Origin of the sequence: Kribbella jejuensis (assembly GCF_006715085.1) — a bacterium.
GTDB classification, from domain to species: domain Bacteria; phylum Actinomycetota; class Actinomycetes; order Propionibacteriales; family Kribbellaceae; genus Kribbella; species Kribbella jejuensis.
This window is the reverse complement of the sequence record NZ_VFMM01000001.1, coordinates 746,153-767,184: the sequence shown is the minus strand read 5'-3', so window position 1 is coordinate 767,184 and position 21,032 is coordinate 746,153. Positions and strand designations below refer to the sequence as shown.

General features: G+C 68.6%; 18 protein-coding genes and 1 riboswitch. Of the genes, 14 read left to right on the top strand and 4 right to left on the bottom strand.

The window, feature by feature from the left end:
* Positions 1-2: 2 nt before the first annotated feature.
* Positions 3-79: riboswitch (ZMP/ZTP riboswitch) on the bottom strand.
* 2 nt (positions 80-81) lie between these two features.
* A complete protein-coding gene (locus FB475_RS03645) occupies positions 82-801 on the bottom strand; it encodes a class I SAM-dependent methyltransferase (protein WP_141852517.1) in 720 nt (239 codons plus the stop codon).
* Between the two features lie 334 nt (positions 802-1,135).
* Between FB475_RS03645 and FB475_RS03640 the strand changes: the two genes are divergently transcribed.
* The 5 genes from FB475_RS03640 to serA all read left to right on the top strand — a co-directional run bounded on the left by FB475_RS03640 (position 1,136) and on the right by serA (position 7,589).
* Entirely contained in the window at positions 1,136-2,884 is a 1,749-nt protein-coding gene (locus FB475_RS03640; protein ID WP_238331941.1) for an acetolactate synthase large subunit, read from the top strand.
* On the top strand, positions 2,884-3,525 hold the full coding sequence (gene ilvN / locus FB475_RS03635) for an acetolactate synthase small subunit (RefSeq protein WP_141852515.1): 642 nt from the start codon (positions 2,884-2,886) through the stop codon (positions 3,523-3,525). Before FB475_RS03640 ends, ilvN begins: the two co-directional genes overlap by 1 nt.
* 27 nt (positions 3,526-3,552) lie before the next feature.
* The gene (ilvC, locus tag FB475_RS03630; RefSeq protein ID WP_141857784.1) at positions 3,553-4,572 is read left to right on the top strand and encodes a ketol-acid reductoisomerase; all 1,020 of its coding nucleotides are present in this window, start codon (positions 3,553-3,555) and stop codon (positions 4,570-4,572) included.
* 104 nt (positions 4,573-4,676) lie between these two features.
* On the top strand, positions 4,677-5,864 hold the full coding sequence (locus FB475_RS03625) for a S1 family peptidase (RefSeq protein WP_141852514.1): 1,188 nt from the start codon (positions 4,677-4,679) through the stop codon (positions 5,862-5,864).
* A gap of 117 nt (positions 5,865-5,981) precedes the next feature.
* Positions 5,982-7,589, top strand: coding sequence for a phosphoglycerate dehydrogenase (gene serA, locus FB475_RS03620; RefSeq protein ID WP_141852513.1), 1,608 nt, complete (start codon positions 5,982-5,984; stop codon positions 7,587-7,589).
* A gap of 119 nt (positions 7,590-7,708) precedes the next feature.
* On the opposite strand, the gene FB475_RS03615 is transcribed toward serA, so the two are convergent.
* Positions 7,709-8,275 carry an O-methyltransferase gene (locus FB475_RS03615; protein WP_141852512.1) on the bottom strand — a complete coding sequence of 189 codons (567 nt, stop codon included), beginning with the start codon at positions 8,273-8,275 and terminating at the stop codon, positions 7,709-7,711.
* Positions 8,276-8,581: 306 nt separating this feature from the next.
* On the opposite strand from FB475_RS03615, the gene FB475_RS03610 reads away from it, so the two are divergent.
* From FB475_RS03610 to FB475_RS03570, 9 genes are all read left to right on the top strand, one after another.
* A complete protein-coding gene (locus tag FB475_RS03610) occupies positions 8,582-9,631 on the top strand; it encodes a 3-isopropylmalate dehydrogenase (RefSeq protein WP_141852511.1) in 1,050 nt (349 codons plus the stop codon).
* 56 nt (positions 9,632-9,687) lie between these two features.
* Positions 9,688-10,776, top strand: a complete 1,089-nt coding sequence (locus FB475_RS03605) for a branched-chain amino acid aminotransferase (protein ID WP_141852510.1) — start codon at positions 9,688-9,690, stop codon at positions 10,774-10,776.
* Between the two features lie 118 nt (positions 10,777-10,894).
* Positions 10,895-11,293 (top strand): hypothetical protein, encoded by a 399-nt coding sequence (locus FB475_RS03600; RefSeq protein ID WP_141852509.1) that lies wholly within the window; start codon positions 10,895-10,897, stop codon positions 11,291-11,293.
* A 228-nt stretch (positions 11,294-11,521) separates the two neighbouring features.
* The gene (gene cimA, locus FB475_RS03595) at positions 11,522-13,111 is read left to right on the top strand and encodes a citramalate synthase (protein ID WP_141852508.1); all 1,590 of its coding nucleotides are present in this window, start codon (positions 11,522-11,524) and stop codon (positions 13,109-13,111) included.
* Positions 13,108-13,350, top strand: coding sequence for a hypothetical protein (locus tag FB475_RS03590; protein WP_141852507.1), 243 nt, complete (start codon positions 13,108-13,110; stop codon positions 13,348-13,350). Before cimA ends, FB475_RS03590 begins: the two co-directional genes overlap by 4 nt.
* A 46-nt stretch (positions 13,351-13,396) precedes the next feature.
* Positions 13,397-13,837, top strand: coding sequence for a MarR family winged helix-turn-helix transcriptional regulator (locus tag FB475_RS03585; protein WP_202878249.1), 441 nt, complete (start codon positions 13,397-13,399; stop codon positions 13,835-13,837).
* Positions 13,834-15,162, top strand: coding sequence for an MFS transporter (locus FB475_RS03580; protein ID WP_202878248.1), 1,329 nt, complete (start codon positions 13,834-13,836; stop codon positions 15,160-15,162). Before FB475_RS03585 ends, FB475_RS03580 begins: the two co-directional genes overlap by 4 nt.
* Before the next feature lie 12 nt (positions 15,163-15,174).
* The gene (locus FB475_RS03575; protein WP_141852506.1) at positions 15,175-15,750 is read left to right on the top strand and encodes an isochorismatase family protein; all 576 of its coding nucleotides are present in this window, start codon (positions 15,175-15,177) and stop codon (positions 15,748-15,750) included.
* Positions 15,751-15,835: 85 nt separating this feature from the next.
* Positions 15,836-17,050 (top strand): hypothetical protein, encoded by a 1,215-nt coding sequence (locus FB475_RS03570; protein ID WP_141852504.1) that lies wholly within the window; start codon positions 15,836-15,838, stop codon positions 17,048-17,050.
* A gap of 83 nt (positions 17,051-17,133) precedes the next feature.
* Here the strand turns inward: FB475_RS03570 and FB475_RS03565 are convergent, their stop codons facing one another.
* Both FB475_RS03565 and FB475_RS03560 read right to left on the bottom strand, forming a co-directional pair.
* On the bottom strand, positions 17,134-18,174 hold the full coding sequence (locus FB475_RS03565) for a ribonucleotide-diphosphate reductase subunit beta (RefSeq protein ID WP_238331940.1): 1,041 nt from the start codon (positions 18,172-18,174) through the stop codon (positions 17,134-17,136).
* Positions 18,171-21,005 carry a ribonucleoside-diphosphate reductase subunit alpha gene (locus tag FB475_RS03560; protein WP_202878247.1) on the bottom strand — a complete coding sequence of 945 codons (2,835 nt, stop codon included), beginning with the start codon at positions 21,003-21,005 and terminating at the stop codon, positions 18,171-18,173. Before FB475_RS03560 ends, FB475_RS03565 begins: the two co-directional genes overlap by 4 nt.
* Positions 21,006-21,032 lie beyond the last annotated feature (27 nt).

Genomic DNA, 21,032 nt, shown 5'->3' with positions numbered 1-21,032 from the left:
CTCGGAGGCGCCCAGGCGGACGACGCCCCGCCCGAAGCTCCCCGGTGGTACCCCACCCACGCCAGTCGCGGTGCCCTCAGCCTACTTCGTCGCGCGAACCACCAGCAGGCGGGAGTCGGTGGTCAGGGGTTCGTCGTGCCAGCCGCCCTTGATGGTGATGTCGGAGAAGCCGGCTGTCCGCAGGTCTTCGGTGATTTCCTCGGCGGAGCGGAAGTACAGGACGTTGCGGTAGACGGCGTCGTGGCCGTCTTCGAAGACGTTGTGGGCGTCGAAGACCACGCGGCCGTCGGCGATCTCGATCAGTTCGAGCCACTCCTTGAGGTGACCGGCGATCGTGTCGCGTTCGCCGTACGTCGCCTCGCTCGTCCACTGCTCCCAGGCCCGCGCCGCCGGGTTGCGCGACTCGAACGCGAACACCCCGCCGGGACGGAGCGCGGCGGCCAACGCGGTGCACGCGGGCAGATGTTGGGCGACATGCATCATCGTGTTGCCGCTGCTGACGATCAGGTCCACGTCACCGGTCGGCCGTACGGCGTGGTGGTCGCCGTCGATCCACGTCACCGCGTCAGCGCCGGGCTGACGGCGCGCGTAGCCGAGCATCGTCGGGCTCGGGTCGATCCCGATGACGGTCCGCCCTGGCGCGACCAGGGATCGCGTGAGCAGGCCGGTGCCACACCCGAAGTCCAAGACCTTCGACGCGCCCGCGGCCAGCGCCCGGTAGTACGCGTGGTCCTCGCCGGCTGGATTGTCCAGGTCGTAGAGGGCTACCAGTTGCTCATCGCCGTACGGATCGTCGGTCACCGTGGCAGCCTAGGAGCCACCCCGGGCCCGAACAACGCAGACAGCGAACGTAAGACGGGTGTCTCAACAAGTGAGACGCCGGACGGCTCAGCTTGACCCGGCCGCCGGTTCGGGGCGAATAATGCCTACATGCGATCGATTCTCCTCGTACTTGTGCGGCGCGCCGACTGACGCGACCACAGAGTCGAGCGCGCCCCTTCAGCCAACCCGGCGGAAGGGGTTTTTTGTTGCCAATGCGACTATCTGCGACCCAGTAGCGCGGCGGGAACGGCCACGAGCGAGGATGGATCGGTCGCGAACAAGTCAATTCGTGACAGGACAGGAAGGCTCTCTCATGAGTGAGCAGCTGACCGGGGCACAGGCTCTGATCCGCGCACTGGAACATGCCGGAGTGGACACCGTCTTCGGCATCCCGGGTGGCGCGATCCTCCCGGCGTACGACCCGATGCTCGACTCGACCCAGATCCGCCACATCCTGGTACGTCACGAGCAGGGCGCCGGCCACGCCGCCCAGGGGTATGCCTCCGCGTCCGGCAAGACCGGCGTGTGCATGGCGACCTCGGGCCCGGGCGCGACCAACCTGGTGACGCCGATCGCCGACGCGTACATGGACTCGGTGCCGCTGGTGGCGATCACCGGGCAGGTCGCCAGCGCCGCGATCGGTACCGACGCCTTCCAGGAGGCCGACATCCGCGGCATCACGATGCCGATCACCAAGCACAACTTCCTGGTCAACGACCCGAACGACATCGCCACCACGATCGCCGAGGCGTTCCACATCGCCTCCACCGGCCGGCCCGGCCCGGTGCTGGTGGACGTGACCAAGGACGCGATGCAGTCGATGGTCGACTTCCAGTGGCCGACCGAGCTGTCGCTGCCCGGCTACCGGCCGGTGACCCGCCCGCACCCGAAGCAGGTGCGTGAGGCGGCCCGGCTGATCGCCGCGGCCGAGAAGCCGGTGCTGTACGTCGGCGGTGGCGTGATCCGCGCGCAGGCCAGCGCCGAGCTGAAGGAACTGGCCGAGATGCTCGGCATCCCCGTCGTCACCACGCTGATGGCCCGCGGCGCGCTCCCCGACACCCACGAGCTGCACTTCGGGATGCCCGGCATGCACGGCTCGGTGTCCGCGGTCGGCGCGCTGCAGCGCTCGGACCTGCTGATCTGTCTCGGTGCGCGCTTCGACGACCGGGTGACCGGCAAGCTGGACTCGTTCGCGCCGGAGGCGAAGGTCATCCACGCCGACATCGACCCGGCCGAGATCGGCAAGAACCGCGCCGCGGACGTGCCGATCGTGGGGGACTGCAAGGAGGTCATCACCGACCTGATCGGCGCCCTCAAGACCGAGATCGCGAGCGCCGGCCGCACCCCGTCGTACGAGACCTGGCGGCACCAGCTGGAGGACGTCCGGACCCGCTACCCGCTCGGTTACGACGAACCCGAGGACGGCACGCTGTCGCCGCAGCACGTGATCAAGCGGATCGGCGAGATCGCCGGACCGGACGCGGTGTACACCGCGGGCGTCGGCCAGCACCAGATGTGGTCCGCGCACTTCCTGCCGTTCGAGAAGCCCGGCCACTGGCTGAACTCCGGCGGCCTCGGCACCATGGGGTACGCCGTACCCGCCGCGATGGGCGCGAAGGTCGCGCGGCCGGACAAGACCGTGTGGGCGATCGACGGCGACGGCTGCTTCCAGATGACCAACCAGGAGCTCGTCACCTGCGCGCTCGAGGGCATCCCGATCAAGGTTGCCGTGATCAACAACCAGTCGCTCGGCATGGTCCGGCAGTGGCAGACGCTGTTCTACGACAAGCGGTACTCCAACACCGACCTGCACTCGACCCGGATCCCGGACTTCGCCAAGCTGGCCGAGGCGATGGGCGGCGTCGGTCTGCGCTGCACCGACAAGGATTCTGTGGACGCCACGATCGAGAAGGCGATGGCCGTCACCGACGCTCCCGTCGTGGTCGACTTCGTCGTGCACCGGGACGCGATGGTCTGGCCGATGGTCGCCGCCGGCGTCAGCAACGACGAGATCCAGATCGCCCGCGACATGGCCCCGACCTGGGAAGGCGAGGAGCTCTGATGTCCAAACACACGCTGAGCATCCTGGTGGAGAACAAGCACGGTGTGCTGGCCCGGGTGGCGGCGCTGATCTCGCGGCGCGGGTTCAACATCGACTCGCTCGCGGTCGGCCCGACCGAGCACCCCGAGGTGTCCCGGATGACGATCGCGGTGACCGTCGACGAGCAGCCGCTGGAGCAGATCACCAAGCAGCTCAACAAGCTGGTGAACGTGATCAAGATCGTCGAGCTGGAACCGACCCAGACCGTCCAGCGCGAACTGCTGCTGGTCAAGGTCAAGGCCGACACCCTGACTCGCGGGCAGGTGCTGGAGACCGTCCAGCTGTTCCGTGCCAAGGTGGTGGACGTGGCTCCGGACGCGATCACGATCGAGGCGACCGGCAACCCCGAGAAGCTCGAGGCCATGCTCCGGGTGCTGGAACCCTTCGGCGTCCGCGAGCTGGTGCAGTCCGGCATGGTGGCGATCGGCCGCGGCAGCCGCTCGATCTCCGACCGCGCGCTGCGGCCGGTTCCGGTGCCGCCGCCGCATGTCCAGTCCGGACCCCCGAACGTGCAGGCGCGACCCGCCGAGCGCCAGCCCGCGCACCCGGTACCGGCGCCGCCGCCGGGCCGTACCGCTGCCGCCGTACCGAATCAACACTAAGGAGAAGTGCCCGAAGTGGCTGCTGAAATGTTCTACGACGACAACGCCGACCTGTCGGTGATCCAGGGCCGGCACGTGGCCGTCCTCGGCTACGGCTCTCAGGGCCACGCCCACGCGCTCTCGCTGCGCGACTCCGGCGTCGACGTCCGCGTCGGCCTGCCGGAAGGTTCGAAGAGCCGCGCCAAGGCCGAGGCCCAGGGCCTGCGGGTCGTCACGCCCGCCGAGGCGGTGGAGGAGGCCGACGTGATCGTCGTGCTGGCTCCGGACCCGGCGCAGCGCAAGCTCTACAAGGAGGCCATCGAGCCGAACCTGGTCGACGGCGACGCGCTGGTCTTCGGGCACGGCTTCAACATCCGGTTCGGCTACATCAAGCCCCCGGCCGGCGTCGACGTCTTCATGGTCGCGCCGAAGGGTCCGGGCCACCTGGTCCGGCGCGAGTACTCCGAGGGCCGCGGCGTACCGGTGCTGGTGGCCGTCGAGCAGGACGCCACCGGCAAGGCCTGGGACCTGGCGCTCTCGTACGCGAAGGGCATCGGCGGTCTGCGGGCCGGCGGTATCAAGACCACCTTCACCGAGGAGACCGAGACCGACCTGTTCGGTGAGCAGGCCGTCCTCTGCGGTGGTGTGTCGGCGCTGATCCAGGCCGGCTTCGAGACGCTGACCGAGGCCGGCTACCAGCCCGAGGTCGCGTACTTCGAGTGCCTGCACGAGCTCAAGCTGATCGTCGACCTGATCTACGAAGGCGGTATCGCCAAGCAGCGCTGGTCGGTCTCCGACACCGCCGAGTACGGCGACTACGTGTCCGGTCCGCGGATCATCGACGCGTCGGTGAAGGCCCGGATGAAGGAGGTGCTGAACGACATCACCGACGGCACCTTCGCGGCCCGCTTCATCGCCGACCAGGACGCCGGCGCGCCGGAGTTCGCCGAGTTCCGCAAGAAGAGCCAGGAGCATCCGATCGAGGCCGTGGGCAAGGAACTGCGCGGCCTGATGGCGTGGGTCAAGTCGCACGACGACGACTACGTCGAGGGCAGCGCGGCCCGCTGACCCGGCAGCTGATCAAGGTCCGGGCTGTCCAGGTGGATGGCCCGGACCTTTCTTTTTGGCACAATCGGTCACGCAGCGGATACCGACGACGGGGGTGAGCGGGCGTGCAGGACGGCAGGAACGCGCTGCCGCGACCGCCCCGGCGGCTACCGGCCGACGCCGGGTCGCTGACCCAGCTGGAAGCACCCAGCCGGCCGGGTGGACCGCAACCGCCACCGCGCGAACCGTGGATCTTCGGCCGTTTCCTGGCCGGCTTGATCGTGCTGATGGTGATCGTCGCGGCCGGCGCGGGTACGGGCTGGTACCTGCGGCAGCGCAGTGTCCGGATCGACACCGCCGCCGTACTGAAGTCCGCCGGCCCGGCCGTGGTCCGGGTGCTCGCCACGACCTGCGGTGGCACCGGTGAGGCTTCGGGCGCCCTCGTCGACAACGGCCGCGTGCTCACCGCCGCGTCGGCGGTCGACCAGGCGATGGCCATCGTCGTGGTGGCCCCCGACGGGCGGATCCGGCGGGCCAACCTGCTCGGGACGAGTGCCGACGGTGTCGCCGTACTGCAGTCGATCGGCTTCGACGACGTACCGCTGCAGCTGCCGCAGGACGCTCCGGAGCGGAAGGCCGAACGCGCACTGATCGGGTACACCGCGGCCGGCCGGCAGGTGATCAACGCGATCGGTTCGGAGGCCGACCCGACGGCGCTGAGCGAGGTCATGAACGCGGCCAAGCTCGGTGGCCCGGTGCTGGACAAGTCCGGCGAGCTCGTCGGCCTGGTCACCGGCGCGACGGTCCAGGCCGCCACGGTCGTGCCGCTCGCCAAGCTCCGCGAGTACGTCGCGCCCGCGCCGTCCGGAATCACCGTTGCCGCGGCGGGTACCTGCCCGAACTCGCGTGGTCCGCAGGGCACGATGGCGCCGGTGCTGCAGGTGGCGAAGACACCGCTGGCGCTGGAGGTCCAAGGGCTGCTCACCAACTATCTGACGCTGCAGAACAAGCACGACTTCAACGCGGTACAGGTCCTGTACTCGCCGCAGCTGGCCAAGTCGCTGACCCCGGAGCGGGATCGCCAGAGCCGCGGTACGGCGTACTTCTTCAACCCGCGGATCACCGCCCTCGCTCCGGACGGCTCGTACGCGCGGATGTCGTACGACGTGCTGTTCTCGCCGACCGCCGCGGGCGCCGGCGGCGGGACCTGCAACCGGCTGGACAACAGGTTCACGCTGGTCCGGGCGGGCGGCAAGCTCGTGATCAACAGTGCTGTAAAGGCGTCGGACCCGGTCGCCTGCGAGACCGATTGACCGGGATGCGGGTCCCCGCACAACGCACGGCGACGGACGCGGTACCATCAATTCAGCGGGCACAGCGCGGTGCTCTGAAGATCACGAGCCCCTACCGCTTCTGCAGGAGATTCCTCCATGTCTTCCCTGACTGACGTAACCCGGCCCGTCGTCCTGATCGCCGAAGAGCTCAGCCCGGCCACCGTCGAGGCGCTCGGCCCCGACTTCGAGATCCGGCACACCAACGGCGCCGACCGCGCCGAGTTGCTTCCGGCCATCGCCGACGTCGACGCCATCCTGATCCGCAGCGCCACCAAGGTCGACGCCGAGGCACTGGCGGCGGCGAAGAAGCTGAAGGTCGTCGCCCGCGCCGGCGTCGGCCTCGACAACGTGGACGTGAAGGCCGCCACCCAGGCCGGGGTGATGGTCGTGAACGCCCCGACCTCCAACATCGTCAGCGCCGCGGAGCTCGCGGTCGCGCTGCTGCTCGCCTCCGCCCGCCGGGTGCCGGCCGCGAACGAGTCGCTGAAGAAGGGCGAGTGGAAGCGCAGCAAGTACTCCGGTGTCGAGCTGTTCGAGAAGACCGTCGGCATCGTCGGCCTCGGCAAGATCGGTGTCCTGGTCGCGCAGCGGCTGGCCGCCTTCGGCATGAACGTGATCGCCTACGACCCGTACGTGCAGGCCGGCCGGGCCGCGCAGATGGGTGTCCGGCTCGCCTCCCTGGACGAGCTGCTGGCGGCCAGTGACTTCATCTCGGTGCACCTGCCGAAGACCCCGGAGACGATCGGCCTGATCGGCGACGAGCAGCTGCACAAGGTCAAGCCCGAGGTCATCATCGTGAACGCGGCCCGCGGCGGCATCGTCGACGAGCAGGCGCTCTACAGCGCGTTGAAGGAAGGCCGGGTCGCGGGCGCCGGGCTGGACGTGTTCGCGTCCGAGCCGTGTACCGACTCGCCGCTGTTCGAGTTCGAGAACGTCGTGGTCACGCCGCACCTCGGCGCGTCCACCGACGAAGCGCAGGAGAAGGCCGGCATCGCGGTCGCGAAGTCGGTCCGGCTGGCGCTGTCGGGTGAGCTCGTGCCGGACGCCGTGAACGTCCAGGGCGGTGTGATCGCCGAGGACGTCCGTCCGGGGATCGCGCTGACCGAGAAGCTCGGCCGGATCTTCACCGCGCTGGCCGGTGGCGTCGCGCAGCAGCTCGACGTCGAGGTCCGCGGCGAGATCACCCAGTACGACGTGAAGGTGCTCGAGCTCGCCGCGCTCAAGGGCGTGTTCGCGGACGTCGTCGAGGACAACGTCTCCTACGTGAACGCGCCGCTGCTCGCGGCCGAGCGGGGCCTCGAGGTCCGGCTCCTCACCGACCACGACAGCCCGGAGCACCGCAACCTGATCACGCTCCGCGGCACGCTCGCCGACGGTGCACAGGTGTCGGTGGCCGGCACCCTGGTCGGTGTCCGGCAGTCGGAGCGGCTGGTCGAGATCGACGGGTTCGACGTCGAGATCGAGCTCGCCGCGCACCTCGCGTTCCTGACCTACGAGGACCGTCCGGGCGCGGTCGGCCAGATCGGCCGGATCCTCGGCGACGCCGACGTGAACATCGCCGGTATGCAGGTCAGCCGGGACCGCAAGGGCGGCAAGGCGCTGGTCGCGCTGTCGGTCGACTCGAAGATCGCGCCTGCTGTACTGGACGAGATCACCACCGCGGTGCAGGCCGCCACTGCCCGTACCGTGGACGTCGAGGACTGATTCGCCCCAACGACTGCTTTACTGAAGGCGGTCAGCCGCCCGCAGGCGCATGGCGGCTGACAAGGGCCCGAGCTCCATAGCTCGGGCCCGCTTCAGTTAGGAGGGCGTCTGAGCGCCCTCTAGCGCCGGGTGGCGAGCAGTACGGCGGCGTCCGGGGCGACCATCACCTCGACGGTGGTGAAGCGCTGGTCCATCAGCCATTCCTGGCGGAGCGTGTCGACACGCCCCTCGTACATCGGCGGCCAGACGGCCGACGGCGTGAAGTCGTCGAGGACGACGAAGCCGCCGGGCTCGACCACGTCCGCGATCACGTCCCGGGCCGACAGCTTTGCCTCGCGGGCGTCCACGAACAGCAGCGCGAACGGGCCGCGCTCGATCAGCGCGGTCCAGTCCGCCGACACGACCTCGATCCGCTCGTCGGCGGCGAACAGTTCGCCGACCGCCTGCGCGAGCTGCGGGTCGCTCTCCGCGGTGACGATGTTGGTCCCCTCGCCGGCGCCGCTGCGCAGCCAGGCCGATCCGACGCCGCAGCCGGTCCCGAGCTCACCGAGCAGGCCGTTCTTCGAGGCCGCGAGGGTGGCGAGCAACCGGCCGGTCTCGTTCCTGGTGGAGCTGACGAATCCGCGGCGGCCGGACAGGCTGAGGGCTGCCGACACCAACGGCGGCAGTTCTGGAGGAGCACTCACTCGGTGAGACTTGCACATGTCCGGGCCGGGGACCTCACCCGAATCTCATATTCCGGGACAACCTGCCCGCATTGTGGAGAAATAGTCGGACGTGCGAGTAAATTCGTGCACACCCTGCCGCCCACGACATATTTGGGAGGACAGCATGTACGACATGTATCCAGCCAACTGGCCGGCCGTCGACGGCCGCGAGCGGAAGGCGGCCCGCCGGCGCCGTCCGGCTCGCCCGGCGCCCTCAGGTGCTGCCGAGGTCAAGGCTGTCCAAGAGGCCATGAACCGCCGTGACAATGGGGGAGAACCCAACAAGTGAGCGAGAACAAGAACTTCACGCTGGCCGTCGTCCCGGGTGACGGGATCGGACCCGAGGTCACCACCGAGGCCCTGAAGGTCCTCGACGCGGTAGCCGCGCAGCACGGCGTGACGTTCGAGCGGACCGAGTACGACCTCGGCGCGAAGCGCTGGCACGCCACCGGTGAGACGCTGCCGGACGCCGAGCTCGAGGAGATCCGCAAGCACGACGCGATCCTGCTCGGCGCGGTCGGCGACCCCAGTGTCCCGTCCGGCGTCCTCGAGCGCGGTCTGCTGCTCAAGCTCCGGTTCACCCTGGACCACTACGTGAACCTGCGGCCGTCGAAGATCTACCCGTCGGTCGGCTCGCCGCTGGCCGACCCGGGCACCGTCGACTTCGTCGTCGTCCGGGAGGGCACCGAGGGCCCGTACGTCGGCAACGGCGGCGCGCTCCGGGTCGGGACCCCGGCCGAGATCGCCACCGAGGTGTCGGTGAACACGGCGTACGGCGTCGAGCGCGTCGTCCGGGACGCCTTCGCCCGGGCGCAGGCGCGGCCGCGGAAGAAGCTCACGCTCGTCCACAAGAACAACGTGCTCGTGCACGCCGGTCACCTCTGGAAGCGGACCGTCGACAAGGTCGCCGAGGAGTTCCCGGACATCACGGTCGACTACCTGCACGTGGACGCCGCGACGATCTTCCTGGTCACCGACCCGGCGCGGTTCGACGTGATCGTCACCGACAACCTGTTCGGCGACATCATCACCGACCTGGCGGCCGCGATCAGCGGTGGTATCGGGCTGGCCGCGAGCGGCAACATCAACCCGGACCGGACCGCGCCGAGCATGTTCGAGCCGGTGCACGGCTCCGCGCCGGACATCGCCGGCCAGCAGAAGGCCGACCCGACCGCGGCGATCCTGTCCGCGGCGCTGCTGCTCCAGCACCTCGGGCTGACCGAGGCGGCGCGCACGATCGAGGCGGCCGTCGAGGCCGACATCGAGGAGCGCACGGGCGCCGCCCGCAGTACCGCCGAGATCGGCGACGCGATCGCCAAGCGCGCGGCGGGCTGACCGATGGCCCACACTGACGCTCGCATGACCAGTTGGTCGAGAGGTACGGTGCGGCTATGAGCGCCTCAGAGTTCACCGTTGAGCCCAACACCCAACCGGCCAGCGACGACCAGCGCGCCCAGATCCTGGCGAACCCGGGATTCGGGCAGTACTTCACCGACCACATGGCGATCGCCACCTGGACGGCCGAGAAGGGCTGGCACGACGCACGGATCACCGCCTTCGGACCGCTGGAGCTGTCTCCGGCGACCTCGGTGTTCCACTACGCCCAGACGATCTTCGAAGGGATGAAGGCCTACCGGCATCCCGACGACTCGATCCACCTGTTCCGCCCGGAGGCGAACGCGGCCCGGTTCCAGCGGTCCGCGCAACGGCTCGCGCTGCCGGAGCTGCCGACCCCGGTCTTCCTCGACTCGCTGCACAAGCTGGTCGAGCTCGACCAGGCCTGGGTGCCGAGCGGCGGCGAGACCTCGCTGTACCTGCGACCGTTCATGTTCGGCTCGGACCCGTTCCTCGGCGTCCGCCCGTCGGCCCAGGTGACGTACTGCGTGATCGCGTCCCCGGCCGGCTCGTACTTCGCGAACGGCGTCAAGCCGGTCCGGATCTGGCTGAGCGAGGAGTACACCCGCGCGGCCCCCGGCGGAACCGGCGCGGCGAAGACCGGCGGCAACTACGCGTCGTCGCTGCTCGCCCAGGCCGAGGCGATCGAGCAGGGCTGCGACCAGGTCGCGTTCCTGGACGCCGTCGACAAGAAGTGGGTCGAGGAACTCGGCGGGATGAACCTGTACTTCGTCCTCGACGACAACTCCGTCGTCACGCCGGAGCTGTCCGGCACGATCCTCGAGGGCGTCACCCGGGACTCGATCCTGAAGCTGGTCACCGACCTCGGCTACACCGTCACCGAGCGCAAGGTCTCGGTCGACGAGTGGCGCGAGGGTGCCGCCTCCGGCACGGTGCGCGAAGTCTTCGCCTGCGGTACGGCGGCGGTCGTCACCCCGGTCGCCTCGCTGAAGTGGCGCGGCGGCGAGACCCGGATCGGCGACGGCAACGGCGGCCCGGTCACCGCGGCCGTCCGCTCCGCGCTCCTCGACGTGCAGTACGGGCGCGCGGCCGACCCGCACGGCTGGATGACCCGCGCGTTCTGACCTGTGTTGAACCGCGCCCGGCAGCCTCGGCTGCCGGGCGTTTTTCATAGGTTCTTCTCAGCTCGGCGGGTGGGACGTACGCGCCGGACGTCGGCGGAACCCGATAGGGTCGGGCGGCATGAGCGGCTTTCCGGCTGAGGTCGAGGGGTACTACGCGGAGCTCGCGGAACGGCGGGGGTGGGACGAAGCCACCGCGTCGGCGATCCGGTCCACCGTCGAGCTGATCCGGGACCTGGACCGCGGGACGGCACCCCGGACGTTCGGCGCGGCCGTCGACGACTACGGGACCGACTGGCTCTACGAGGCCGTCTGGCACGAGGCGGAGTGGGTCGTGATCCGCCAGCTCGGCGTCGGCGAGGACGGCGAGGTCACGCGGTACTGGTGGCAGCGGCTCGAGGACGACGAGGGCATGCTCACCGACCAGGCCCTCGACCGTGAGGACTGGGGCCTGCGGCCGCTGACCCGCGAGGACTTCTACACCGCCTGGGACGACCCGGGCTGGTCACTTACGGCCTGAACTCCAGTACCCGTTTGCGTACTGAATGGTCGGGATGCGAGACGAGGGCCTCATGGTCCGGACATTGTGTGGCAGACTGCAAAACGTCATGAAGCACTATCGGGTGATTATTCCCTAGGCGCGCTCAGCAAGCTGTACCTGAGCGCGCAGACCTCTCGCACCCATGCGAGGGGTTTTTTGTTTGCCTCGCCCAAGAAATAACGCAGCTCCTCCGAAAGGCCGACCCGCATGAGCATCTCGGACGACTTCCACGTGTACGACACCACCCTGCGCGACGGCGCGCAGCAGGAGGGGTTGGCGCTGTCCGTGGCGGACAAGATCGCCATCGCGCAGCACCTGGACGATCTGGGGGTCGGCTTCATCGAGGGCGGCTGGCCGGGTGCCGTGCCCAAGGACACCGAGTTCTTCGAGCGGGCGCGGACCGAGCTGAACCTGCGGAACGCGACGTTCGCCGCCTTCGGCGCGACCCGCAAGCCGGGGGTCGCGGCCGCCGACGACCCGCAGGTCGCCGCGCTCCGCGACTCGGGCGCCGGGGTCGTCACCCTCGTTGCCAAGAGCCACGACGCGCATGTCGAGCGGGCGCTGCGGACCACGCTGGACGAGAACCTCCGGATGGTCGCGGACACCGTCCGGCACCTGCGGGAGAACGGGCAGCGGGTCTTCCTGGACACCGAGCACTTCTTCGACGGCTACCGCGCGAACCGGGCGTACGCGCTCGAGGTCGTACGAGTAGCCGCCGAGGCCGGGGCCGACGTGGTGGCGCTGTGCGACACGAACGGCGGCACTCTCCCGCGGGAGCTGCAGGACGTCGTCCGCGACGTACTGGAATCGACCGGGGCCAGGCTCGGCATCCACTGTCACAACGACGCCGGCTGCGCGGTGGCGAACTCGATCGCCGCTGTCGAGGCCGGCGTCACGCACGTCCAGGGCACGATCAACGGGTACGGCGAACGTACCGGCAACGCCGACCTGCTCGCGATCGTCGCGAACCTCGAGCTCAAGCGGTCGATGAAACTGCTGCCGGAGGGCAACCTCGCCGAATCGTTCCGGATCGCGCACGCCATCGCTGAGGTGACGAACGTGCCGCCGTCGAACCGAGCGCCGTACGTCGGGCTCTCCGCGTTCGCGCACAAGGCCGGGCTGCACGCGAGCGCGATCAAGGTGGACCCGGACCTCTACCAGCACACGGATCCGGCGCTGGTCGGCAACGACATGCGGATGCTGGTGTCGGAGATGGCCGGCCGGGCGAGTATCGAGCTGAAGGGTCGCGAGCTCGGGTTCGACCTCAGCAACGACCGGGACCTCGTCGGGCGGGTGGCCGATCGGGTGAAGGACCTGGAGTCGCGCGGGTACACGTTCGAGGCGGCCGACGCGTCGTTCTGGCTGCTGCTCACCGAGGAGGTGGACGGCAAGCGGCCGAGCTTCTTCGACGTCGAGTCGTGGCGGGTGATCACCGAGTCGCGCGCCGACGGCGAGGCGGTGTCGGAGTCGACGGTGAAGCTGGTCGCCGGGGGAGAGCGGGAGATCGTCACCGGCGAGGGCAACGGGCCGGTGAACGCGCTCGACCACGCGCTGCGGACGGCGATCGAGCGCGCGTACCCGGCGGTGCACAAGTTCGAGCTGGTCGACTACAAGGTCCGGATCCTCGACCAGGGGCACGGGACGGACGCGGTGATCAGGGTCCTGATCGAGACCGCCGACGGTGAGGGCTCGTGGGTGACGGTCGGCGTCGGGCACAACATCGTCGAGGCGTCCTGGGGGGCGCTGGTCGACGGGTTCACGTTCGGTCTGCTCCGCCACAAGGAGGTCGCGCGATGAGTCTGCTAGCGGTGGAGAGGGCTGTGACGGTGTTCTCGGCCTCGGTCGTCGAGGTCGAGGGGATGCTGGCGCGGATCGCCGTACTGCTGAATCCGTACGACGTCCGCGAGCTGGCGTTGTCGCTGGACCGGGGCGAGCTGCGGGTCGTGGTCGAGGGCAACGGGTTCGACGCCGAGCGGGTGGCCGCCCGGCTGAACAAGGTGATCGGGGTTCTCGACGTAACCGTCAGCTCGAACTGATCAGTCTGAACTGGACAGTTCAGACTGTCTAAATTATTGTGGTCCGGTGATCTCTGCATCGGCGACCCAAGCTGCGGCTGAGGTGCGGGTGGTCTTCGGCCGGGTCAAGCGCCGGCTGAAGGCGCTCGCCGAGACCGACGACCTGACCCCGTCACAGTCGTCGGTGCTGAGCCGCCTGGACAAGGACGGCCCGGCGTCGGCGAGCGAGTTGGCGGCGGCGGAGCGGATCCGGCCGCAGTCGATGGCCGCGATCCTGAGCGCGCTGCGCGAGGCCGACCTGATCCAGCGGCACCCCGATCCGTCGGACGGCCGGCGGCAGGTGGTGTCGCTGACGACCGTCGGCCGGCATCGGTTGCAGGGCGACCGCAAGGTGCGTCAGGAATGGCTGGCGCAGGCACTGCAGGAGCACTGCACCGAGGCTGACCGGCAGACCATCATCAAGGCGCTCGCGCTGCTCGACCATGCGATCGAGGCGGCTGGGGTTTGACGGAGCAACGCTTCGACCGGCGCCTGATCGCGCCGATGCTGGTCGGGTCGATCCTGAACCCGATCAACTCGTCGATGCTCGCGGTCGCGCTGATCCCGATCGGCGCCGCGTTCGGCGTACCGCCCTCGCAAACGGCCTGGCTGGTCACGGGCCTGTACCTGGCGACCGCCGTCGGCCAGCCCGTGATGGGTCGGCTGGTCGACCTCTTCGGGCCGCGGCCGCTGTACCTGATCGCCACCTCGCTCGTCGGCGTGGCCGGTCTGCTCGGTGCGCTCGCCCCGAGCCTCGGCGTACTGATCGCCTCCCGCGTGCTGCTCGGCTTCGGTACGTCGGCGGCGTACCCGGCGGCGATGTCGTTGATCCGGACCGAGGCCGACTGGACCGGGATGGAAACCCCGGCCGCGATCCTCAGCAGTCTCTCGATCGCGAACCAGGTGATCGCGGTGATCGGCCCGACGCTGGGCGGGCTGCTGATCGGGCTCGGTGGCTGGCACCTGATCTTCACGATCAACGTCCCGCTGTCGCTGATCTGCGTGGTCCTCGGTTCGCTGTGGCTGCCGCGGACTGCTCGCTCGCGGACCGGGGGAGGGCTCGACTATGCCGGGATCGTGTTGTTCGCCGCGACGCTGGTCTCGTTGATGCTGTTCCTGATGCGGCCTGCCCTCTCGCGGTGGTGGCTGCTGGTGCTCGCTGTCCTGGTGGGCGTGGCGTTCGTGATCGCGCAGTTGCGGGTCGTTGCGCCGTTCATCGATCTCCGCGTACTCGGTGGCAACCGCCCGTTGATCATGACGTACACGCGACAGGTGCTCGCGTACGTCGGTGCGTACTCGTTTCTGTACGGGTTCACCCAATGGCTGGAGGAGGCGCGCGGGCTGAACGCTTCGAAGGCGGGTCTGCTCCTGCTGCCGCTGTCACTGGCCGCCGTCGTGGTCACCGCGATCACCGGCCGGCGGGCGGCGGTCCGCGGCAAACTAGTTGCCGGCGGCGCCTTTTTGCTGCTGGCTGCGGCCGCGCAGTTGTTCGTCGACGCGCGTACCCCGATCTGGATCCTCGCCGTCGTCGGTGTGATCGCGGGTGTGCCGCAGGGCCTGAACAACCTCGCCAATCAGACAGCCTTGTACAAGCAGGCCGATCCTGCGCGGATCGGCTCGTCCGCCGGACTGCTGCGGACCTGCGTCTACGTCGGTGCGCTGATCTCGGCGGCGGCGAACGCCCACTTCTTCCAGCACGGCGCGACCACGGCCGGCCTGCACGAGATGGCGATCTTCCTGCTCGTCGTCGCCGGTCTGCTCGCGCTCGTCACCCTCCTGCAACTCCCCGACTAGAGAGGTCCTGCTGTGCCTGTCACCACTCTTGACCCGAAGACGGCACTCGTCGTCATCGATCTGCAGAACGGCGTCACCGCGCTCCCGGGCGAACCGCACGCGACTCCGGACGTGATCGCGAAGACCGTCGAGCTCGCCGAGGCATTCCGCAAACGTAACCTGTTGGTCGTACTCGTCCGGGTGAGCATCGCGGCCGACGGCGCGGACTGGGTACCCGGCCGCACCGAGCAGCCGCGGCGATCCGCCCGCCAGGCGCAGCCGGGTGCCGACCAGATCGTCGACCAGTTGGCCGGTCATGCCGACGACATCATCGTCACGAAGCGGAACTGGGGCGCGTTCCACGGCACCGACCTCGACCTCCACCTCCGCCGTCGTGGCATCACCCAGATCGTCCTGACCGGCATCGCCACCAGCATCGGCGTCGAGTCGACCGCCCGCGCCGCGTTCGAACACGGCTACCACGTGACGCTGGCCACCGACGCGATGACGGACATGTCCGCCGACGCCCACGAGAACTCCCTGACCCGCATCTTCCCCCGCCTAGGCGAAACCGGCACCACCGCAGAAATCCTCACCCTCCTCGACTGAGGGTGAGCTTCGCTCGCCGCCGGTGGCGTTGGTAGCATCGATCATGACCGCGACGAGTGGGGGAGGGGCCGCGGACCAAGCCGATGTGGCTCGGCAATCGCGAGCCGGAACCGTTCGCCGGATTCACGCCGAAGCGGCTCGGCTGGTCGAGGAACGGATCGGACCTCCGCCGTCGACCACGGACCTGCCGGTTCCCCCCGAGGCCGACCAGGTGTTCGCGCTTCGCCAGGAGGAGCAGCCGGTGCTCGGCCTCGACCTGACCTACCGCGCACGAGGAAATGAGCAACTCGTGTACACGGCGGTCCAGTACCCTGGCGTGGCATTCAAGGTGCAGTGGTTCGACACGAAGCTGATCCTCGAGAGCCTCGGCGTCGACGCACTCGCGCACTGGGTGAACGGGACGATTGCCGACGTCGGTCGCGCGCGGCTGTTGTCGCAGGCCCTCTTGACCGCTGAACGGTTGGAGCGGATGCGGTCGGTGATCGGCGAGGGCCACTCGGTCCCTCGCGGCTGCGGTGCGCTCGAGTTTCCGTTCCCGGGACGCGTGCTCCGCGAACTTGGGTTCCCCGAGGTGATCGACCCGACGACGCGGCACACGCTGACGACGCCGATCGTCGTACAAGAGTGGCGGAGCCTCGAGGGTGGCCTCGACTTCGCCACTGGAATGCGACCGCCTAGCCAGGTCTCGGTGGCCGATGTCACCCGGATGGGACAGAAGTGGCTCGAACGATCGGTGCCACCGGGGTTCGAGCCAGAGTTGCTGACCCGGCTGGCCCCGGACAGTACGGTGCCGGCGTTCGTCGACGCTGTCCGCAACCGTCCACCGCTCGCTGCCGCTGCGCGCGCCTTTGTCGATTCGGCCCGCGAGTACACCCGCGGCACCGGCGAACTCTTCGCTCTCCGGGGCCGGAACAACGTGTACTTCGATGCTGATGGCACCTTTCACCTGATCGACGCGATGGGACGGCCGCCGTGGCAGAACTCGATCGCCAAGCTGGAAGAACGGCTGCGGCGGATCCGGCAGACCGGCCGGCCGGCTCCTGGTACGGCACCCCTGGCTCCGGTGGTCAACTCGATCGCCTCCCTGAATGCCCTGGCCGACGAAGTGGGCACGGAGCCTTACTGGGAGCTTCCCGACGATCTGAAGCCGTACCCTTGGGACACCTACGTGGACTGCATCGATTGGCAGACCGACGGGTTGCCGCACGAGCAACAGCCCGCCGGGAAGCGCCAGGCTGTGGCGGAGATGCTCCGCGTCCGGCCGGCGGTGGACAGCCGCAGCGATGGGTTGACCAGGTAGTCCTTCGTTGATCCACAGGTTCTGGGCGGCGGGAGGCCCGCGGGGCGGCGAGTTGCGCCGCGGGCCTCCCTGTCAGGGGTTGGTCAGTCCCAGCTCAGGCCGCTGGAGGACTGGTACTCGATCACTCGGGTTTCGAAGAAGTTCTTCTCCTTCCTCAGGTCCATCACCTCTGACATCCATCCAAAGGGGTTTCGCGTTTCACCGAACAGCGGATCGAGTCCGATTTGTTCTGCACGGCGGTCGGTGACGAAGCGCATGTACTGCTCACAGAGCTCCGCGGTCAGGCCGAGCATGCCGTTCGGCAGGGTGGCGCGGCCGTACGCGACCTCCAGTTCGCACGCCTCGGCCAGCATCTGCCGGACCTCAGCCTGGAACGTTGTCGTCCACAGGTGCGGGTTCTCCTGCTTGATCTGGTTGATGCAGTCGATACCGAAGTTCAGGTGGATCGACTCGTCGCGCAGGATGTACTGGTACTGCTCCGCGATGCCGACCATCTTGTTCCGCCGGCCGAGCGAGAGGATCTGCGCGAACCCCGTGTAGAACCACATTCCCTCGAACACGACGTAGAACGCGATCAGGTCTCGCAGGAACGCCGTGTCGGTCTCCGGCGTACCGGTCCGGAAGTCGGGGTCCTCCAGGTGCTGGGTGTACTTCAGCGCCCAGGCGTCCTTGTCGGAGATCGACGGGACCTCGCGGTACATGTTGAACAGCTCGCCCTCGTCCAGGCCGAGCGACGTACAGATGTACTGGAAGGTGTGCGTGTGCACAGCCTCCTCGAACGCCTGGCGGAGGAGGTACTGCCGGCATTCGGGATTGCTCAGCTGGCGGTAGACCGCGAGGACGATGTTGTTCGCGACGAGGGACTCAGCGGTGGCGAAGAAGCCGAGGTTCCGCTTGAGCATCAGCCGTTCGTCCGCGGTGAGGCCGTCGCGAGACTTCCACAGCGAGATATCGGCCTGCATCGAGACCTCGGTGGGCATCCAGTGGTTGTTGCAGGCGTTCAGGTACTTCTCCCAGGCCCACGTGTACTTCAGCGGGAGCAGTTGGTTGACGTCCGCGCGCGAGTTGATCATGGGCTTCTCGGAGACCTGGACGCGGTCGGCTCCGATCGAGATGGCGCTCACTGGCAGGCCTCGCAGTCGGGGTCGTCGATGGAGCAGACCGCTCCGGTTGGTTCGGCCAGGGCAACCGGTACGGCGTTGAGCCGGCCGTCGGTGCCCTGCAGCGTGGACTTCTCCACGTGGGTCGCTGACTGGGAACGCAGGTAATAGGTCGTCTTGAGGCCGTAGCGCCACGCAGACCGGTACAGCTCGTCGAGCGCGCGTCCGGACGGCTTCGCCATGTAGAGGTTCAACGACTGCGACTGATCGATCCACTTCTGCCGCCGCGAGGCCGCCTTCACCAGCCACAGCGGGTCGATCTCGAACGCGGTCGCGTACAGCTCGCGCAGGTCGGCGGGGACGCGCTCGATCCCGGCCAGCACGCCGTCGTGGTACTTGAGGTCCGACACCATCACCTGGTCCCACAGCCCACGCGCCTTCAGGTCGGCGACCAGGTACGGGTTCGCGACGGTGAACTCGCCGGACATGTTCGACTTCACGAACAGGTTGCTGTACGTCGGCTCGATGGACTGACTGACGCCGCAGATGTTCGAGATCGTGGCGGTCGGCGCGATCGCCATCACGTTGGAGTTCCGCATGCCGTTGCGGAGGACCTTCGCGCGCAGGGTCTTCCAATCCAGCCGGGTGCTCCGGTCGAGGATCACGTCGCCGTCGCGGGCGGTGTGCAGCAGGTCGAGCGAGTCGATGGGCAGGATCCCGAGACTCCACAGCGATCCGTCGTACGACGAGTAGCTGCCGCGCTCGGCCGCCAGCTCGCTCGACGCCTCGATCGCGTGGTAGCTGACCTGCTCCATCGACGTGTCCGCGAACTCGACCGCGGCGTCGGAGGCATACGGAATCCGCAGCTTGGCGAGCGCGTCCGCGAATCCCATCAGGCCGAGACCGACCGGCCGATGCCGCTGGTTCGCCCGCTCCGCTTCAGGGGTGGTGTAGAAGTTCACGTCGATGACGTTGTCGAGCATCCGCACCGCGGTCCTGACCGTCTCTCGCAGCAGGTCGTCGTCGACACCGTCTGCGGTCAGATGAGCCACCAGGTTGACCGAGCCGAGGTTGCAGACCGCGGTCTCGTCGACGGTGGTGTTCAGCGTGATCTCGGTGCACAGGTTCGACGAGTGGACCACGCCGTCGTGCTGCTGCGGCGACCGCAGATTGGCGGCGTCCTTGAACGTGATCCAAGGATGCCCGGTCTCGAACAACACGGTCAGCATCCGCCGCCACAACTCGACCGCCTTGACCCGCCTGAAGACCCGGATCTCGCCACGATCGGCCGCCGCCTCGTAACCGGCATACGCCTCCGCGAAGGCCGCGCCGTACAGGTCGTGCAGGTCCGGAACCTCGTCCGGAGAGAACAACGTCCACTCGCCATCGGCCTCGACCCGTTGCATGAACAGGTCAGGCACCCAGTTGGCGGTGTTCATGTCATGCGTCCGCCGCCGCTCGTCACCGGTGTTCTTCCGCAGCTCGAGAAACTCCTCGATGTCGATGTGCCACGTCTCCAGATACGCACACACCGCGCCCTTGCGACGCCCGCCCTGGTTCACTGCGACGGCTGTGTCGTTCGCGACCTTCAGGAACGGGATGATGCCCTGGGACTCGCCGTTGGTGCCGCGAATGTGAGCGCCGATGCCGCGGATCGGAGTCCAGTCGTTGCCGAGGCCGCCGGAGTACTTCGCGAGCAGGGCGTTGTTGCGGATGCCGGTGAAGATGCCGGACAGGTCGTCCTCGACGGTGGTCAGGAAGCAGGACGAGAGCTGCGGGCGGGTGGTGCCGGAGTTGAACAGGGTCGGTGTCGACGACAGGAAGCGGAACGAGCTGAGCAGCTCGTAGAACTCGATCGCGCGGGTGTCGCGGTCGTCCTCGCGGAGCGCTATGCCCATCGCGACCCGGAGGAAGAACGCCTGCGGCAGCTCGTACCGCACCTTGTCGATGTGCAGCAGATAGCGGTCGTAGAGCGTCTGCAACGCGAGAAACGTGAAGCCGAGGTCGCGCTCGGGCCTGATCGCGGCGGCGAGGCGCTCGAGGTCGAAGCCGCCGAGCTCCGGGTCAAGCTGTCCCGCCTCGATACCGGTCCGGATGTAGTGCGGGAAGTACTCGGCGTACCCCTGGGCCATGTCGGCCTGGCTCGCCTGGCGGGGCTCGCCGTGCACACGGCCGAGTGCCTCGCGGCGGATCTGGTCCAGCAGCAGGCGGGCGGCGGCGAAGCTGTACTGCGGCTCGGTCTCGACGTACGACCGGGCGGCCATTACCAGCGCGAGCTCGACCTCGTGCTCGGCGATGCCGTCGTAACAGGAGCCGAGCGTCGCGTCCAGGATCAGCTCGGCGTCGACCGCGTCGAGATCATGGGCGGCCTCGGTGACGATCACCCGGAGCCGCTCGACGTCCAGTGGGGAGCGGCTGCCGTCGGCCGCGCGGACGGTCGGCGCCGGCTTGTCGGTGATCCCGGACGGGTCGGCGGGCGTGCGGGCCTTGGTCCGCTCCTCGCGGTAGAGCACGTAGGCGCGGGCGACCTGGTGCTCGCCGGCACGCATCAGCGCCAGTTCGACCTGGTCCTGGATGTCCTCGACCTGCACGCTGCGGCGACCTGGGGACGAATTCGGGCCGCGGCTGGTGAGGGCCGCGAGGACCCGGCCGGTCAGGTCGGTCACCAGGTCACGGACCCGATGGGTGGTTCCGGCGTCGGCGCCCTCGACGGCGAGGAATGCCTTCGTCATGGCGACGGAGATCTTGGTGGTGTCGAACGGCGTACTGCTGCCGTCGCGGCGGACGACGGTCAGCTCGACGGCCTGCCCCGATACTGCTGGGGTTGCCGCGGGGGATGAGGAAGCAATCGTCACAGCTGTGCGCTCCAGAAGAGTTCGGAT